General features: G+C 54.3%; 12 protein-coding genes. 4 read left to right on the top strand and 8 right to left on the bottom strand.

The genetic code is table 11. From position 1 onward, the window contains the following. Nucleotides 1-3 precede the first annotated feature (3 nt). From B2952_RS09680 to gmd, 6 genes are all read right to left on the bottom strand, one after another. Nucleotides 4-1,284, bottom strand: a complete 1,281-nt coding sequence (locus tag B2952_RS09680; protein WP_290731972.1) for a hypothetical protein — start codon at nucleotides 1,282-1,284, stop codon at nucleotides 4-6. A 114-nt stretch (nucleotides 1,285-1,398) separates the two neighbouring features. Next, nucleotides 1,399-3,306, bottom strand: coding sequence for a hypothetical protein (locus tag B2952_RS09675; protein ID WP_290731969.1), 1,908 nt, complete (start codon nucleotides 3,304-3,306; stop codon nucleotides 1,399-1,401). A 117-nt stretch (nucleotides 3,307-3,423) separates the two neighbouring features. Next, entirely contained in the window at nucleotides 3,424-4,368 is a 945-nt protein-coding gene (locus tag B2952_RS09670) for a lysylphosphatidylglycerol synthase transmembrane domain-containing protein (RefSeq protein WP_290723433.1), read from the bottom strand. 3 nt (nucleotides 4,369-4,371) lie between these two features. After that, entirely contained in the window at nucleotides 4,372-5,463 is a 1,092-nt protein-coding gene (locus B2952_RS09665; protein ID WP_290731966.1) for a glycosyltransferase family 4 protein, read from the bottom strand. 7 nt (nucleotides 5,464-5,470) lie between these two features. Continuing rightward, on the bottom strand, nucleotides 5,471-6,361 hold the full coding sequence (locus B2952_RS09660; protein ID WP_290723430.1) for a GDP-mannose 4,6-dehydratase: 891 nt from the start codon (nucleotides 6,359-6,361) through the stop codon (nucleotides 5,471-5,473). Then, the gene (gene gmd, locus B2952_RS09655) at nucleotides 6,361-7,380 is read right to left on the bottom strand and encodes a GDP-mannose 4,6-dehydratase (protein WP_173365301.1); all 1,020 of its coding nucleotides are present in this window, start codon (nucleotides 7,378-7,380) and stop codon (nucleotides 6,361-6,363) included. Before gmd ends, B2952_RS09660 begins: the two co-directional genes overlap by 1 nt. 77 nt (nucleotides 7,381-7,457) lie before the next feature. On the opposite strand from gmd, the gene dnaE reads away from it, so the two are divergent. Together dnaE and B2952_RS09645 are read left to right on the top strand one after the other, a co-directional pair. Beyond that, nucleotides 7,458-11,246: a DNA polymerase III subunit alpha gene (dnaE, locus tag B2952_RS09650; protein ID WP_290734949.1), complete on the top strand. Its 3,789-nt coding sequence runs from the start codon at nucleotides 7,458-7,460 to the stop codon at nucleotides 11,244-11,246. 12 nt (nucleotides 11,247-11,258) lie between these two features. Beyond that, nucleotides 11,259-12,368, top strand: coding sequence for a lipid-A-disaccharide synthase (locus B2952_RS09645; RefSeq protein WP_290731961.1), 1,110 nt, complete (start codon nucleotides 11,259-11,261; stop codon nucleotides 12,366-12,368). On the opposite strand, the gene mutL is transcribed toward B2952_RS09645, so the two are convergent. Further along, a complete protein-coding gene (gene mutL / locus B2952_RS09640) occupies nucleotides 12,336-14,195 on the bottom strand; it encodes a DNA mismatch repair endonuclease MutL (protein ID WP_290723423.1) in 1,860 nt (619 codons plus the stop codon). The two genes, B2952_RS09645 and mutL, sit on opposite strands and share 33 nt — an antisense overlap. 100 nt (nucleotides 14,196-14,295) lie before the next feature. Between mutL and B2952_RS09635 the strand changes: the two genes are divergently transcribed. Continuing rightward, complete coding sequence (locus tag B2952_RS09635; RefSeq protein ID WP_173365305.1) at nucleotides 14,296-15,594, top strand: hypothetical protein; 1,299 nt, start codon at nucleotides 14,296-14,298, stop codon at nucleotides 15,592-15,594. Between the two features lie 395 nt (nucleotides 15,595-15,989). Here B2952_RS09635 and B2952_RS09630 read toward each other — a convergent pair whose 3' ends face one another. After that, nucleotides 15,990-16,802, bottom strand: a complete 813-nt coding sequence (locus tag B2952_RS09630) for a sigma-70 family RNA polymerase sigma factor (RefSeq protein ID WP_173365306.1) — start codon at nucleotides 16,800-16,802, stop codon at nucleotides 15,990-15,992. Between the two features lie 262 nt (nucleotides 16,803-17,064). On the opposite strand from B2952_RS09630, the gene B2952_RS09625 reads away from it, so the two are divergent. Beyond that, on the top strand, nucleotides 17,065-17,844 hold the full coding sequence (locus tag B2952_RS09625) for a class I SAM-dependent methyltransferase (RefSeq protein ID WP_173365307.1): 780 nt from the start codon (nucleotides 17,065-17,067) through the stop codon (nucleotides 17,842-17,844).

Raw genomic sequence — 17,844 nt, 5'->3', positions numbered from 1 at the left:
ACCCTAGAAACTGATTGATGCGCCGAAGTGGGCGGCAAACCCATTTCGGAAAATCTTGCCGGATTCAAGTCCGGCGTTTTTGTTTTTGTCAGATGGAGTTTCCGTGCGCTCGGTATAGTCCGTCTTGAACGGGACGATTTGCGTCGCGCTGGCGAAAAGCGAAAGATTGCGGAGAATTCCCTGGGTTTCGCGCTCCAGCGTAATCCCGAGCCCGGCGACGAGCCCGTAGCTCTCGAGCATCCACGACCAGGATTCATTCTGCGCGCTGTAGCCAATGAAAGATGTTGTCGAAGATGTCTTGTCGACCTCGATTTCGTCGTAGGTGTAGTATCCGTGCAAGTCGATACGCGGGGAAACCTTCGTGTGCGTCGTGATTTCGAATTGCGGGTTAACGTGCCCTCCCAGCGTAACTGCGGAAAGGTCGATGTCTGCATCCACCAGGAAGTTCTTCTGCAAGAATGAGAACGAAAGCGTCTGCATGATGGACACGGGAAGCAGGCGGTTCGGGGCGAACGTCTCGAAGAACCGTTTCTTGTTCCGCTCCATGTGAATATCGGCCTTGATGCCGCGTGCATCGAGCCCGAAGGTCTCCTTTTCCCACTGAATACTGCCGTAATGCAGGCTTGCGTCTAGCGGGACGAACATGAAACGCTTGGTGCTGTTGTCGCGCCAGGTGTTCCCGAAAATGTTCACGTCGGCAGAAATTCCCGCATAGTAGAAATCGAGCTTGCTCGTTTCGAAATGGTGCGCGTATTGGGCGTTCCAGAGCCAGATGCGCGAGGAATCCTTGATAAAGTATTCCCGCTTTGCGTTGTACGGAGTCGTGCCGATGTGCTGCAGGCCTGCGGCAAGTTCGTTGCCTGCAAACCTTGCTCCGGCTGTAAATCCCTTGCGCAGGTATTGCGAATTCCAGTCGCCTTCGATCAGGTGGACCTCGTCGTTTTCGTTTTCGGATTCCCAGTGGATGGTCGCAAGGTCCGGAGCTCCGCGCTCGACAAGTGCTGTCGCGTACAGCGAAGAATCCGCAGTGTGTATGGTGACGCTTGATTTTAGCGCCGGCAGGCCACTTGCCGCTACGGAGAAAGTAATGTTCCGAAAGTCGGCCTGGATACCCGCCGAACCGAGCGTGCGGTTGCTGCTTAAAGAAAGTTCCCAGCCGTCTTTCCAGAGCCCGTCTATGCGGTAATGCGAAAACGAGGCGAAAACGGAATACTTGTCGGAATGTGCCGTGTCCGCGACATTGCAGAAAGTACCGCTCAGTTCTTTGGTATCGGTATCCAGCAAAAAAAGCCCGCCGCAGTGGGCGAGGCCTTTTGTTTCACCATACGCCAATGGCGTTGCAAGGAGACTTGTCAAGCCTATGGCGCATAGTGATTTGAAGATTGCTTTCACTGTTGATTAATCAATGGCGAATTCGTTTTCTTGTTCGTCCCAGTCTTCTTCATCTTCGTAGTATTCGTCGAAGTCGTCGTCGATGGCGCCCTTGATGAATTCATCCCAGAAGGAGTCTACGGTCATGTCGGGGAAAATGCCACCGAACGTGACATCGGGGAAGATGATGAACTTGCGGAGGTCTTCGAAGGTGTACTTCTCGATTTCGGAATCGACCATCTTGCCGTTGAGGAGGCCCTGGATAGTCTCGGTCTTGTTGCCGTCCTTGTCGGTAAAGTACCCGAAGTTGGGAACCTCGTTCTCGTAGAAGGCGACGGCGTACTTGATGGTGCCCTTGTCGTCCTTGCACATTCCTGCGGGGAGCGTCACGTCAGGAATCTTCCATTCGGTTTTTGTTATTGGCTCGTCGCTATTAATCATGGCCCAGGGGTCGCCTTCCACGTAGCTGTTGACGACGAACTTGATCTTGCAACCGTCAGCAACGTAGCCGATTTCTGCTTCGATACGTTCAGGTTCGTAGACATCCATGAAGATTGTTCCCGAGGTCTCGTCGTCTTCCCATCCGCTGACTTGGTTGCTTTCAATGTTGGGGTTGAACTTGTAGTATTCCTGGGCCACGTAACCCTGCATGAACCTCTGGGCGTAAGCATGGTATTCCAGGTCTTCGGACCAGTAGAAACCGCCGTCCGGGTTCACCCATTCGGACTTGTCGTTCACCACGTGGTACGGCAGGAACTTCTGGATACCGTCGGTGTTTTCAAACCACTTGTAGGGCGCGATCTTGATGGTCTTGCCTTCGGCGTAGGGGATGTCGAAGCCGGTACGGAGCTGGGTCTTGATGGTGCTCAGGGAATCGATAATCTTCTGGGCGTCGGCGGTACTCAGGTCGGCTTCTTCGCCGTCACCCACGATGTAGAGGTCGTTTTCCTGGGTCTTGAGGCCGTTCTTTGCTTCTTCGAGTCCGTACTGCAGGCCGAACTGCACGTAGCTAATCGCGCTGTCTATCATGTTCGGGATGTTCTTGTATTCTTTTTTCCAGGAATCATGGACAGAGGTGAACTTGCTGTCTTTCCCGATAAACTTGAACAGGCGCTCGATACCGTGGTTGTCGTAGTAGTTTACCTTGGCGCCTAATTCCATAAGGGAATCAATCCAGTCGTATTTGCCGTTCTCGTCGATGTCGAGGTTAATGCTGACAACTGCCGTGAGTGTCGCCTTGGCGGCGTACAACGCGGCAAGTACCGGGGCGAATTCACCGCGGTCAAGTTCAACATCGCGCTCGTCGATGGTGTAGGTGCAGGTGAACGCGTCGTCGTTTGCGATGTTCGTCATGTAGCGGATGGAGGAATCCAGCGACGGAATGGCGGTTGCGATGGTGGATTGAACGTCGCTTACCAAAATGCCGCGAAGTTCGTCGGTGGAATGGAAGGCGAGATTGAAGGAAACCTCGGAAGAACCCATCATGTCGCGCGAGAAGAGCGATGCGCCGGGCTTACCCGTGCGGGCGAGCAGCGTATCGACCAGGTTGTTGATTTTCTTGTTGTTCGCGATATCCGAGATGATGGATGCCGTGTAGGCGAGCTGCGCTTCGCAGTTACCGGGATACTTCTTGAGGATTGCCTCGATGGAGGACTTTGTCGCGGCGCTCATTTCTTGCGCCTTGCTCAGGTCGCCATCCCCGAAGGTGGAGTAGACATCGGTAAGGTCGCTCTTGATTTTTTCGATTTTGGCCTTGTCCGCTTCGTCCGTGATTTCTTCGCAGCCGACAACGACATCCACGTTGGTTTCTTGGGGTTCTTCGATTGAAGAATCATCCCTGGATCTTATGGGCGATGAATCATCGTTGGTGGAACACCCGGTCAAATATGCCAGGGTGCAGAATGTGAATATGGAGGCTTTTTTCAATAACTTCATGTTGTCCATCCTTTTTTGTTTGTAAAGAAAAATAAGAAAAAAGGAGGTGAAGAGAACAAAAAACTTATTTTTCGTCAGAAAAAGGTGTTTAAGAACAAGTTTTGGGAGATAAAGCGTCTATTTTCGCTTCCCGAGGGCTCCGAAAACCACGGCCCCCTGCACGGCCTGGAATACCATGGGGATGTATCCGAGGAGTGCTGCGGCAAGGACGATGTCGGCGGGGATGCCGAGCAGGCCTGTGAATAAACTAACATTTACGCCTTCGCGGATACCGATGCCGTTTATTGAAATCGGGAGCATCGAAACCGTGATGGTGATTGTCATGAACACCGTGATGGTCGCGATATCTACCGGAACGCCTACCGCCTGGAAGTATGCGTAATGGATGGCGATGGACGAAATCTGCAGCCAGATAGAATCTAGTCCCGAAAGGAAGAACGCCTTTTTGTAATTGCGGTAAATGGAGAAGGCGTCCTGCAACTTTGTCAGGAACGGGATGCGCCCTGCGATTTTTTTAGGGATTCTTATTTTATCCGAAAATAGCCCGCCGACAATGATGAGGACGGAAACGAGAGCGACTGCACATACGGCGCCCGTATACATGGCGGGAATGTCGTAACGGGCGATAACGAACGGGAGTGTTACAAAGAAGCAGATGAACATCGCGATGAGACCCATCACGCGAGAGATGGCGACTGCCGCGACCGAGTTCGCCATGTTCCCGAATCGCTTTCCGAATGCGATGGTCTTGACCGCATCCCCGCCGAATCCGCTGGGGAGCAGGTTGTTGAAAAAATATCCGAGCGCGATGTAGGCGTAGAACGTGCGGAACCTGATTTTCTTGCCTTCTTCGAGTAAAAGCCCGCGCCAGCGGTTCGCCTGGATGAACATGCTGAACAGCGTGCAGAAGAGGATGACGCCAATCCACGGGAGTGCCTGCGCTGTCCAGTGGTTGCTTACATCGGCAAACGGGACCTTGTAGAATATGTAGGCGAGGCCACCGATACTGATGGCCGCCTTCAATACGCTCGAAAGAATTTTTTTTGCCGAACCCTGCTGCATCCCTTAACCTTTTTCTGCGGCGAGCTCTGTAGCAATTTCGCGAATTTGCCTGGCACTCGATTCCCACGTGAACTTGCTTACCCAGGCATCGATTTCGCCATCGTATTTGCCCTTGTCGTCGATGGAATTTTCCAATGTGCGGGCAATGCTTTCGGCATCCTTCGGGTCGAAGTATTTTGCGACGCTCCCGCCGACTTCGGGGAGTGACGACGTGTTGGAACAGGCGACGGGAGTGCCGCAGGCGAATGCTTCGAGTACGGGGAGCCCGAAACCTTCGTAGAGCGAGGGCAGCACGAACAGGTCGGCCAAGTTGTAGAAGTTCACGAGGTCTTCCTGGCTGACCATGCCGGCGTGTATTGTGAGGCCTTCTAGTCCAAGTTCTTTTTCGCGGGTGTCCTGCGTGCGGCCACTGAATGCCTTGCCGACAAGCACGAGCCTGCAATTCTCTTTCCCCTGCATGCGGGCGAAACCTTTCAGGAGCATGTTCAGGTTCTTGTGGGGGAGCAAGTTCCCGACGTACAAAAGAATCTTCTTGTCGCGCGGGATATTGAATTTCTCGTACAGGTATTCAAATTCTTCCTTGGGCTTGCGGACGAATTCCTTCCCGTAACCCAGCGGGACAACAGTTATTTTCGATTCGTCTGCCTTGTAGAACCGCAGAAGGTCGCGCTTGGTGCTTTCGGAATCCGCGAGAATGCGGTTCGCGCGCTTGCAGATGAACCAGAAGATGAACTTGAAATACAGGTGCACTACCTTCATCGGCAAGAACTCGGGGTGCACAAGGTGGGTGAGGTCGTGGACCGTCACCATCATCTTCCCGCGGTAAAAGAGCGGTACGTTGCAGTGCGGGATGTGCAAAACGTCGGGCTTTTGCTTGCGCAACTTGCAGTAGGGGAACTTGAGCTGTTCCTTGTAGCCGTAGATGCCGCTGATGAATGGAATGTGCGTGGGCACTTCGCCGTAGGCATCGAGGTCCTTCGGGTCGCCGAGCGCTACGCTGTAGCCCACGTCGCGAAGCCAGTGTTGGATGCAGGTGCCTATACCGGACCTACTCACCATGCGGGCGTCTATCGCGATTTTCGGGGCGTTACCCATGCAAGTCCTATGCCTCTGCCCTGAAGTGGTCAAACATCTTCTTGAGGGTCGTGCGTATGTCGGTGCCTTTCCAATACTTCTTTATGCGGGTGTTGTCGGCGCACAGGTATGGAGTTTCTACCGGGCGCACCTTCTCGGGGTCCACGACGATTTCAATTTCGGCAGGCGTGAATTTTAGAATCACGTCTTTCAGCAAATCTTCGATCCTGTTTGCGATTCCGGAGCCCACGTTGTAGGTGTCGAACTCGTTTTCGTTTTCGAGCAGCATGCGGTAGACATGTACGACGTCTTCCACATCGGAGAAATCGCGCCAGGCGCTCAGGTTCCCCACGAGAATCTTGCCGGGCTTTCCCGACTTGTCGATTTCGGCGACCTGCTTCACGAAACTCGGGAGCGCAAACGTTGTCGTCTGCCCGACTCCGGTGTGGTTGAAGGAGCGCGTGCACACGATTTGCATGCCGTATTTCTTGCGGTAGAGCTGTGCGAAGTTTTCTTGCGCAATCTTCGAGATGCCGTAGGGGTTGCTCGCTTCGAGCGGGTCCGTTTCCTTGAGCGCCTTGTTCCCTTCGGGAATGGCGTATTCCTCGGCGCTCCCGATTAAAAGCGTCTTTGCGTGCGGCGCATGCTTGCGGATAGCTTCCAGCAGGTTGAGCGTTCCGTTCACGTTCACGCTGATGGTATCGGCGGGGCACTTCCAGGAGGCCCCTACCGAACTGATGGCGGCGAGATTCACGATGGCGTCGGGTTTCGCTCCTTCAATGAGCGCTTCCACCTGGGGCGCGTTCTGCAGGTTCACCTCGGGGAGATCCGCGGTCACCACGCTATGCCCTGCGGCTTCAAGCTCGCGGGTAAGGTACTTGCCTACGAATCCGGCTGCACCGACGATGACGACTTTCATCAAATCTTTCCTTCGGCAAGGAGCTTGATGTCGCTTTCGACCATGCGCTTCGCGAGTTCTTCGTAGCTGATTTGCGGTTCCCAGCCAAGGACCTTCTTCGCCTTGCTTGCGTCGCCGATGAGCAGGTCCACTTCGGCGGGGCGGAAGAACTGCGGGTTCACCTTCACGACTACCTTGTCGGTACCCTTGAGGGTCGCGTATTCGTCGACGCCCTTGCCGTGGAATTCGATTTCCATTCCGGCGGCCTTGAAGGCGAGCGTTACGAACTCGCGGACGGTATGCGTCTTGCCGGTGGCGACCACGAAGTCGTCGGCCTCGGGCTGCTGCAGCATGAGCCACATGGCGCGCACGTAGTCGGCGCTATGACCCCAGTCGCGGCTTGCGTCCATGTTCCCGAGTTCAAGCACGTCCTGCTTGCCTGCCTTGATCTTTGCGACAGCGATGGTAATCTTTCGGGTCACGAATTCGGCGCCGCGGCGTTCAGATTCGTGGTTGAAGAGGATGCCGGAGCAGGCGAACATGCCGTAGCTCTCGCGGTAGTTCTTGATAATCCAGTGCCCGTAGAGCTTGGAAACTCCATAAGGGCTGCGCGGGTAGAAAGGCGTAGTCTCGTTCTGCGGGATAGCCTGCACCTTGCCGAACATCTCGCTGGTCGATGCCTGGTAAACGCGGGTGTCGGGCTTCACGAGGCGGACCGCTTCCAAAAGTTTCGTGACGCCGATGGCGTTGATATCGGCGGTGGAGAGCGGGGTTTCCCAGGAGGTGGTCACGAAGGACTGCGCGGCGAGGTTGTATATCTCGTCGGGTTTCGCGATTTCCATGGCACGCAAAAGCGATGCGGAGTCGGTCATGTCGCCGAAGATGAAGGTGACTTTGCCCTTGAGGTGTTCGGCGTTGTTGAAGTCGAGCTTGCTTTTGCGGCGGACGAGCCCATAAACTTCGTAACCCTTCTCGAGAAGAAATTCTGCCAGGTACGAACCGTCCTGGCCGGTAATGCCTGTAATAAGTGCGCGTTTCATGTTGTAAAAAATACAATTTTTGATGAAGGGATATTTTGAAGGAGTTCCTGTAAGTGCTTTTTTGTTAAATTGCGGGTATGGCTTTTGTTCATCTCCAAGTACATTCCGAGTTCTCGATTTTACAGTCGTCCGCCCGCTTAGATGATATTTTTGCTGCCGCAGCGGCCGATAACGCTCCGGCTGTCGCGTTGACGGATCATGGCGCGATGTTTGGTATCCTGGAATTCCAGGAACGCGGGAAGGCCCTGAACAAGAAGCGCAAGGAAAAGGGGCTCCCGCCCATCAAGACGGTGCTGGGGTGCCATGTCTATGTCGATTCTCCCGGTTCGACGCAGAAGGATACGACCACTTACGAACGCCTGACGCTCCTGGTGGAGAACAAGGAAGGCTATTACAATCTGCTTCGTATCGTCAGTTTCCGTTATGAGGAATCGGACCGTTGGGCGGAGATTCCGTCTGTCCCTTTGAGCGTCGTCGCCGAACACAAGGCGGGCCTCATAGCTATTGCTGGAGACTACTTTAGCCGTTATGGACAGAACGTTGCGGCGGCCCGCGAAACTCCTGCTCGCGACTTCATGTTCGAACTCGACAAGATTTTTGATCGAGACCACCTCTACCTTTCGGTTTGCAACAACGGAATCGAACTGCAGGGGCGCGTGAACGATTTCAACGTGCGGCTGGCCGAGGAACTTGGCCGCGGAATCGTTGCCGTGGGCGATGTCCATTACATCAAGCAGCAGGATGCTCAGGCGCACAAGGCGCTCCGCTGTATCGCCCTGACCGAAAAGCTCAAGACGTTTGAAGACAAGCGCTTTCCGAGCGACAAGTTCTATTTCCGCACCGAAGCCGAGATGCGCGAACTCTTCGGCCATATTCCAGGAGCCATCGAGAATACGGTTTCCATTGCGGAACGCTGCAATTTCGAGGTGGTGACGGGTATCGGCGACGACTTTTGGCCCCGATTCGAAATTCCGAAGGAATTCCTGGCCTCGGAAGAATACCAGGAAATCAAGGCCATCATGAAGGCCGAATACGATGCGGAATACCCCACCTTCTACGAAAAGCAGCTCAAGAAGTATTGCGAGAAAAATGAGAAGGATGCGGAAAGCCTCACCGACGAGGACCGGGCCGCCATCGCGAAGGCTACGGCCAAGGATTGCAAGCCGGGCTCCGATTCCGACATCTACATCATCCACCTCTGCAACGAACGCCTCAAATGGCGTTTCCCTGACGAAGATTTCAAGTTCCCGACGCATGACACCGAAGTGGGCCAGCGCATGTACAAGGAACTGAACTGTATCCGCAACATGAACGTTGCTGGCTACCTGCTCATCGTGTGGGACTTTATCAACTGGTCGCGCGAACACGGAATTCCCGTGGGACCGGGACGTGGATCTGCGGCGGGTTCGCTCGTCACCTACATCATCGGCATTACCGACATCGACCCGCTCAAGTTTGGCCTCCTTTTCGAGAGATTCCTGAACCCCGAACGCGTGTCCATGCCCGATATCGATACGGACATTGCTGACCGTGACCGCGGCCGCGTCATCGATTATGTGACGCGCAAGTATGGTGCCGACTGTGTGGGCCAGATTATTACCTACGGCATGCTCAAGTCCAAGCAGGTCATCAAGGATGTGGCGCGAGTTCTGGACATCCATTATACGGAAGCCGACCAGATTATCGCCTGTTTCCCGCAACGCGTGCTCAACTTTAGCCTCAACGATGCCTGGACGGGCCTCGACAAGAAAGGGAACCCGGTTGCTCCGGATTATAGCCCGGAACCGCTTCGGGCGTTGATCGAGGGCAATTCGCGCTACCAGGAACTCTGGAGTATCGCGCTCCGACTCGAAGATTTGCCGCGCCAGACGGGCGTGCATGCGTGCGGCGTGGTGATTACGCCGACCCCCATCTACAACCTTGCTCCCCTTTACCGTGCTGCCCCCGCCGATACCCCGGTGGTGATGTACGACAAGCATTATTCCGAGACGATCGGCCTCTTGAAGATGGACTTCCTCGGCCTTATTAACTTGTCTATCATCCAGGATGCGGTGAACATGATCAAGAAGAATCGTGGCATCGACCTGGATATGGGGCATATCCCTCTCGACGATAAGAAGACGTTCGACCTTTTGGGCAAGGGCATGACGACCACGGTGTTTCAGTTTGAATCTCCGGGTATGCAGAAGTATTTGCGCGAACTCAAGCCGAACCGTATTGGCGACCTTATCGCTATGAACGCGCTTTACCGTCCGGGTCCTATCGACCAGATTCCGCACTTCATTGCGCGCAAGCTGGGCAACGAAGAGATTGACTGCTACCATCCGGACTTGAACCCCATCCTTTCGGAAACCTACGGCGTTATCGTCTATCAGGAACAGGTGATGCAGCTTGCTCAGGTGCTGGGAGGCTACACGCTGGGCGGCGCTGACAACATCCGCCGTATCATGGCCAAGAAGATGCCCGAAAAGATGGAAAAACTCCAGCCGGAATTTTTCCAGAAGTGTATCGACAAGGGGTACGACAAGGCTCTGATTCAGAAGGTGTGGGATGCCGTGCTCCCGTTCTGCGGATACGCATTCAACAAGAGCCATGCGGCCGCCTATGCGTACGTGGCTTATCAGACTGCGTATCTCAAGGCGAACTATGGCCCTGAATACATGGCGGCGTCCATGACATCCAAGATGGGCAAGACGGAAGATATCGTCACCATCATCCAGGAATGTAAGCGCATCGGCGTGCCGGTGCTTTCCCCGAATATCAACGTCTCTCTCGGCGTGTTTTCGGCCGACAAGGATGGCAATATTCTTTATGGTCTGGGCGGAATCCGGAACGTGGGTATCGCCGTTGTCGAGGATGTGGTGGCCGAACGCGAGAAACACGGCCCTTACAAGGATATTTTTGATTTTTGCAAGCGCGTGGCCGAATATCAGGGCAGCTTCAAGGAGAAACATCCTCCGCTGAGTAAGAAGGTCTTGGAATGCCTCATTATGGCGGGCGCTCTCGATTGCCTTCCGGGAAATCGCGCGGTGCTCATGGCGACAGTGGACCGCGCTATCGAGGTGGCTGCCAAATACCAGCAGGACAAGTCCGTGGGACAGATGTCCCTGTTTGATTTGGGCGGGGCAGGCGCATCCATGGCGAATACGGCCGAGGTTCTGGAAGATGCCGAGCCGTGGGGCGATATGGAAATGCTCAACAAGGAACGCGAGGTGCTGGGCCTGTTCCTTTCGGGGCATCCGCTCAACGAGTTCCGCCCTGAACTTCAGGGATTTACGACATCTTCGCTTGCGTATGACGAACTGAAACGCAAGGTGGGGAGTACGGTTATCGTGGGTGGCGTAGTCACCTCGATGAAGTCTATCGACACAAAACGTGGCGGTGCCATCGGTATCGGCGTTATCCGTGACTTCCACAGCGAAGTCGAGCTGTTCTTCAAGAAAGACGACTGGGAACGTTTCCGCGACAAGATTTCTGGGGATGACCGTATTCTGGTCAAGGGTTTGCTGGAATACAAGCGGGATAAGGAACGCAAGTTGACAGAGGAACTCCAGATTGCGGTGGAGGAAGTCTTCCAGTTGGACTATGTCCGCGGACGCATGGTCAAGTATGTTCATGTGAGCCTGGATTCCTTGATGCTGACTGAGGAATTCCTTCAAAAACTGGAAGAAGGCATGCAGCGCTTTGAACCGTTCGAAGAAAATGGCGGTAGCGAACTTGTGTTCCATGTCGAAACCGAAACGCTCAATGAGCATGTGATTGTTCTGCGAAAGAAGCGCGTTGAATACTCGCAGGAACTGATGAACTGGCTCGTTCACGACATGGGAGTGCTCAAGTTCTGGGTATCTCCTAAATCTAGACGTTGATGGAGAACACCCATGGCCTACGTCCTTTTTTGCGCGGGCGAAGATTCGGGCGATTCGCTTGGAGCTCCGTTAGTTCGTGAGACGGTGAAATTAGGCTTTCGCGTGGTGGGTGCGGGGGGAGTGCGCATGCAATCGGCAGGGCTTGAACCGATTGTGAACTATGAGCTGCTCCCGGTTTCTGGATTTGGCGATGTGATCCCGCACCTTGTGCGTTTGCGTCGCATGCGCGATCGCCTTGCAGAAGCCCTTTTGGACAAGGATTGCATTGCTCTTGTCGCTATCGACTATCCTGGATTCAATATGGAATTGAACCGGGTGGCGCAGCGATGCGGGAAACCGGTTCTCTATGTGGCACCGCCCCAGGTGTGGGCTTGGAAACGGTCCAGGGCGAAAAAACTGCGCCATGCGAAACTTGCGGTACTCTTTGATTTTGAACGCGACTTTTACGCGCAGCAGGGTTGCCGTGCCGAAATCCTTGAATTCCCGTTCACGGGAAGGATTTCGGCAGAGCGCAACGGCGCTCTCTTGCTGCTGCCGGGCAGCCGCAAACGGCAGGCGCAGCGCAACATGCCGCTGTTTGTTGCATCGGCGTCGCTTTGGCTCCTGAAGCATCCGCATCGAAATGCGGTTGTACTTGCGTCGCGGCCTTCGCTGGCAAAGGCATTCGAAAGCATGCTTCTACGATATGCCCCGGGCGATGTCAAGGATCGGATTTCTGTGGCGGTGGCGCCGTCATCGGCCGATGAACGTGGAACTTTCTTTGCGCGTTTCTCCCTTGCTTTGACTGCCCCGGGGACGGGGTCCCTCGAAATCGCGCTTTCGGGAACGCCGGAGGTTGTATGCGACGTCCTGGATTCGCTGACATACTTTGTCGGGAAGCATTTCGTGAAGACGGATCTTTTTGCCTTGCCGAACATTTTGTCCGGTGGCATGCAGGTCCCGGAACTTTATTTCGACAGCCGAAACGAGAACCGTTCGGCTTCGGCACAGGCTGTGGCAAATGCTCTGGAATCGTGCGCTCGGCAAGATGCGCGGGCGCTTGCGAGCAGGCTTCGGGAACGGCTCTCGAAAGGGCTCTCCCCCGAAAAACTAATGTCTGAATTTCTTGGCGAGCTCCTCTAGCGTAATGCGCATGAGGGTCGGCGCTCCGTAAGGGGACTTGAGGGGATTTTCCGTAATCATCAGCTGCCCCATCAGTGCTGCCATTTCTTCGGGCTTGAGCTTGTCGCCTGCCTGATAGGCGTTGGTGCGGGCCCAGGCCTTGGCTATCGAATCCTGAATCTTGAGCGGGTCGCCCTTGTCGCCTTCGTCTATGCAGCTTTCGAAAAACTGGTGGACCGCCTTGACCGCTCTCGAAAGCGGAAGCCCGCTCGGGATGGCGCGGATCTGGTAGGTGTCGCCTCCGAAATGCTCCACGTAGAATCCGAGCTTCCGGAGTTGGTCGTTTACGGAAGGGAGAATCTGTTTCTCGATTTTGGAAAGTTCGATGAGTTCGGGGAACAGGAGTTCCTGGCTGTCGAGCGAACTGCCGTTTTGCAGGGTTTCGAGCGCCTGCTCGTAAAGGATTCTTGTGTGGGCGGCGTGTTGGTCGATAATCAAAAGGCCGTCGCTATCTTCGCCTGCGATGTAGGTGTCCGCAATCTGGAAAAGCGTCGGCGGATTCCATGCTGCAGGCTCCGGTTCCGGAGGCGGGACGTTCCCGGCGCTGGGCTCAAGCGAAATGATTTTCCCTGCTTCGGGCTGAGAAAACAGGTCCTGCACGTCGTCGCGCGTATTGTAGGATTTTGCCTTCTTTCTTTCGTTCAGGCTTGCGCTAAAGGCCGGAATCTGGTATTGCGAATGTGTCGCTTTTTGGGGGACGCTGTCCGTCGGACTGCCAGCCGCGGTTGTGGACAAAGTTTGTTCGCTTTTGGCATCACTCTTGAATTCTTCGCTCAGGTCGATGAACGGGGAGTTGGCTTCCAAATCTTTTTGGAACGTGTCGCGAATGGCGTGGCTTACGACGAGGAAGACGATGTTCTGGTTCGCAAATCGGACTTCGCGCTTGGCGGGATGCACGTTCACGTCAAAATCCGTATCGGGCATGTCGAGGAAGAGGACGGAAACGGGCTTGACCTGCGCTCCGTAGGGCTCGTAGGCCTGCGAGACCGCCTTCGCAATCATCTTGCTTTCGATAGGCCGGTTGCGCAGGAATAGGAACTGGTGGTGGCGTTTGCCGTTCGTTTCGGTCGTTGGGGAAATGTACCCCGTTACGTGGACTCCCGCTTCGGTATAGTCGACGGGCAAGAGCTTCTTTGCGATTCCCGAACCTATGGCTTCGGCAAGGCGGCTGCGCAGTTCGCCGGGAACCCCGATGAACACGGACTTGTCCCCGACCTTGTAGTCAAATCGAATTTCGGGGTGCGCGATGGCCGCTTTCAGCACGACGTCGAGAATCTTGGTGCACTCCGAGGTCTCGCTTCCGAGGAAGGTCCTGCGGACGGGAGTGTTGAAAAACAGGTCCTCGATGAGGAATGTCGTCCCGTGGCTCGAGGCGTAATCCTCCTCGCCTTCGACGTTTCCGCCCTTGATGATGAGCCTTCCGCCCTCGCCGCTGTCGGTGCTGGTGGAAATGGTCATTTTAGAAATGGCGGCGATGGACGCCACTGCCTCTCCACGGAATCCGTTCGTATGGAGGTGGAACAGGTCGTCAGCCTTGTTCAGCTTGGAAGTCGTGTGCCTCAGGTAGCATAGCCGGAGGTCTTCTCGGTCCATTCCCTTTCCATTGTCCGAAACGAGGATTTTCTTTTTCCCGCCTTGCTCGATTTGCACCTGTATACGGGTAGCGCCAGCGTCAATGGAGTTCTCCATGAGCTCTTTTACAGCCGAAGCCGGGCGTTCTATTACCTCGCCTGCCGCAATCTTGTTGATGATTTCATCCGGCAAAAGGTGTATTTTAGCGGATTTCATGAGCCAAATATAACCAAATCGGCTTGCAAAAGTCTATTTTTTTGTAAATTGTAGTCGAAATCTTTAATTGGAAGATTTCTATCCAAAACGGAGGATAACCTTGATCTCGAATTTCTTTGTTCAACTGGCGCACTTTGAGCTGTTGATATCGTATCCGGTGAAAGATATCTTGACCCTGCTCCGTCGCGATTCTCGTTTCGACACGAAGCTCGTGAACGACCTCTTCTTTGAGGGTGCCTACATGGACGAGAGTTCTTACCGGTTTATCTTGGATAACCTGGTGTCCTGGCTCTATGACCGTGGCGAAAACCCCGATGATTTCGTGGAAAGAATTGTAAAACGTTGCGCCGACTTTGAAGCGGTTCCCGCACGTGGAGTGCTGCGTTCTTACCTGCCTTTCATTTCCCAGTTCTACCAGACCAAGGATGTTCGAGCCCTTTGCCTCGAGATTATTCCCAAGCGTTATCCGTTCCTGACGCATTTCTCGGTGCTGTCCGACAAAGTAGAAAGTGACATGCGCAACATGCACATCTCCTTCCGCTTTGAGACTCCAGGCGCCTTGGTTTCTAACCCCATTCGCTGGATTCTTGGAATGTTCCGCGTGGGCCCGCTTCTGCTTAACACGCCCGCGTACGAACAGATGGATATCATTGCGACCCAGACCTCCTTTATTGAAGCTCTCGAAAATCGTGTCCCGGCAGAAATGCGCGATGGAAACGTCTTTGTCGGAGACCGCCTAGTGGGACGGACTGCTACCTTCGGTGATTGCCTTGATGAACTCGGCTTCGAATGGGAAAACAAGCCTGAACGCGAGGTAGGCTGCGTCCTTGCGCTGGAAGATGTCCGCGATGCGAAGACGAATACGCTCCTGCTCCGCAAGGGCTGCTACTATGGCACTCCGAGCAACATCCTGGATGTCCGGTTCAAGGCGAATGTCATTACGCAGGAACCGTTCCTCAAGCTGATGAGTTCCGTGGTCAAGCAGGAATTCGCGGCCTGGCAGCCGATTCAGAAGGCGCAGGAACAGCTTCTCGGCGCTATGAGTGATTCCGTTGAAGTCATCTACTACAAGAGCGACGATTCCATCTCGGTAAACAACAAGCACCTGATGCGCAACGTTCCCGCCCGCATCCTGCGCAACCTCCTGCGCGAATATATGGCGACAGGCCGCGAGGAATACGAGAACCGTGAATTCAAGCGCGACCCGTCCATTTGCATGGACCCCCTGCGTCCGAACTTCGAAAGCCGGTTGAACCGCGTCATTGCGCATATCAACGGCACGGCTGAGAAGGATGGGGCGCCTGGCGAAGGTGTCAAGAAGTTCTTCGAGATCGAACGCCATCGTCGCGGTGGCTTCCGCTTTGTGCCGAAGTGCAAGATCATTTTCCGCGAGGAATAAAGCCCCTCGCGCTGGATTTTGTTGCGGAAAAAAACGTGATGAAGGAATGCTAAAAAAATAAGCATTTTGGAAGAACGCGCATAAAGAAAATTTGATAAATTTGGATTCGTTGAGATTGGTTGAAGGGTAAATCCTCACAAGACGTTATCATTGCTCCCCTCCTGATAAGTTAAAGGTTCCGGATACCGCTCAATATTTTCTCCTTCTTAGGAAAGTGCCCCTCACGGGGCGCTTTCTTTTTTTCATGCACACCGAAGGTGTGCACGAGCACCTAAATGCGAATGCAGTTAGGTGCGTGTCGGGTGGGTCTTAGGGAGGGGCCGTCGTGCGAACCCCTCCCTAGTCTCATAAAAAAGCCCGCTTGCGCGGGCTCTTAAAAGGCTTGTAATCGTCGGTTACTTGTTGATTGCGGCGAGGAACGCATCCTTCTTTTCTTGCAGGAATTCCTTGCTGTTGTACTTGCGGATGCGGCGGAGTGCCTGGTCGCGCAACTGGCGGACGCGTTCATGGGAGATGTTCATGGATTCGCCCACTTCACGAAGCGTCTGCGGAGCTTCTTGGTTGATGCCGAAGATGCCGGTAATGACCTTCGCTTCGCGTTCGGGGAGCTGCTCCATCAAGTCGCGTGCGAGCGCCTCGACGCTCTGGATTTCGGAATCCGCTTCCGGGTTCGAGGCTCCGGTGTCGGGCAGCACTTCGGCGTAGGTCGCCTTGGAGTCTGCCTTCAGCGGGCTGTCGAAAGAGACGCCGCGCTGGCCGATCTGGATGAGCTCGCGGATTTCCTCGTTGATTTCCTTGCCGCGGGACTGCTCGTGCAAAGCCTTACGCACGCGGAGGTGCTGGTTTGCCGGCAGGCGGATGAGGTTACCCTGCTCGTTGATGGCGCGGGTGATGTAGGCCTTGATCCACCAAACGCCGTAGCTGATGAACTTGAGGCCGCGGGTGTGTTCGAACGATTCGATGGCGCGCACGAGGCCCATGGCGCCTTCGCTCACCAGGTCCGGGAGCGGGATGGGACAGCCGCGGTACTGGATAGCGACCTTCAGCACGAAACGCATGTTCGCGGAAATCAGTTTCTTGCGGGCAATCTTGTCACCTTCTTTAGCTTTCTGGAAAAGGATCTGCTCCTCGTCGCGGGAGAGGGGGGCAGTTCTTCTGATGTCTTCAAGGTAACGTTTGAGGGTAGTATCGGTAGAGTCTATATGCATTTTCTTTCCTTGCCCTTTAAATATCGCTTTTTTTATTAGCAAGTTGCGTGCCAAAAGTGTAAAATTTTGGTCCAAGTCCGCTTTTTGCCTGAAAAGGCGAGTGTTTCTCCTAAAATGTTGAATTATTTGTCATTAAATTTAACAAATGTCATGATTTTTGTAAAATTATGTTTCGAAAAGTGACCGTGAAAGCTCCGCCTGGGCTTTGCTTGGCCGTTGCGGGGTCGTTTCCCTGTTTCTTTTTTCGTATATTTTGCGCGTTATGTCAATTAGAGAACCCGATCAATCTGTATGGAACCGTTTTTGGCAGCGCAAGAACGACATGAACAAGGTGTACCCTTCGTCTCCGTCTGTGCTGCATGCTATAAAGAAGAATTTTAAACTCGAAGGTCTCAAGGTGCTCGAGGTGGGCGCGGGCACTGGCCGCGACAGCGCGGAGCTTGCTCGGTTGGGCGCCGACGTGTATGTTCTTGACTTTGCAGAAAACAGTTTGAAGATTGTTGACGCGCTCCGTGCTAAGGAAAACCTTTACGACAATTTGAAGCTCGTACGCGGCGATGCGTTCAAGGCTCCGTTCCCGGACAACACGTTTGACCTGGTGTTTCATCAGGGACTGGCCGAACACTTCAAGGATTCGCTCCCGCTCATCCGGGAAAATTACCGCATCCTTAAGCATGGCGGCTGTTGCCTTTGCGATGTGCCGCAGACGGTCCACCCCTATACGGTTATCAAGCATATCCTGATTGCGATGGACAAGTGGTTCGCCGGGTGGGAAAAGCAGTTCACCATGCCGCAGCTGAAGAAACTCATGAAGGATGCCGGGTTCAAGTGCGAGTACGCCTACGGCGACTGGATGCGCCCGAACCTCTTTTACCGCATGCTGCGCGAACTCGGGTTCAAGTTCGGAATCGAGCTTCCGAAGTATCCGCTGAACGGTACGGCCTACCAGAAGGCGAAGGATGCCTTGCTCGATGCGCTTGTCTCCGTGCCGGTAATGCACTACACGCAGCTTTCCATCGGGGTGATTGGCCGCAAGCCCTAG

It is taken from the genome of Fibrobacter sp. UBA7003 (genome assembly GCA_002449765.1).
Classification (GTDB): Bacteria; Fibrobacterota; Fibrobacteria; order Fibrobacterales; family Fibrobacteraceae; genus Fibrobacter.
This window is presented reverse-complemented; position numbering and strand designations above follow the sequence as displayed.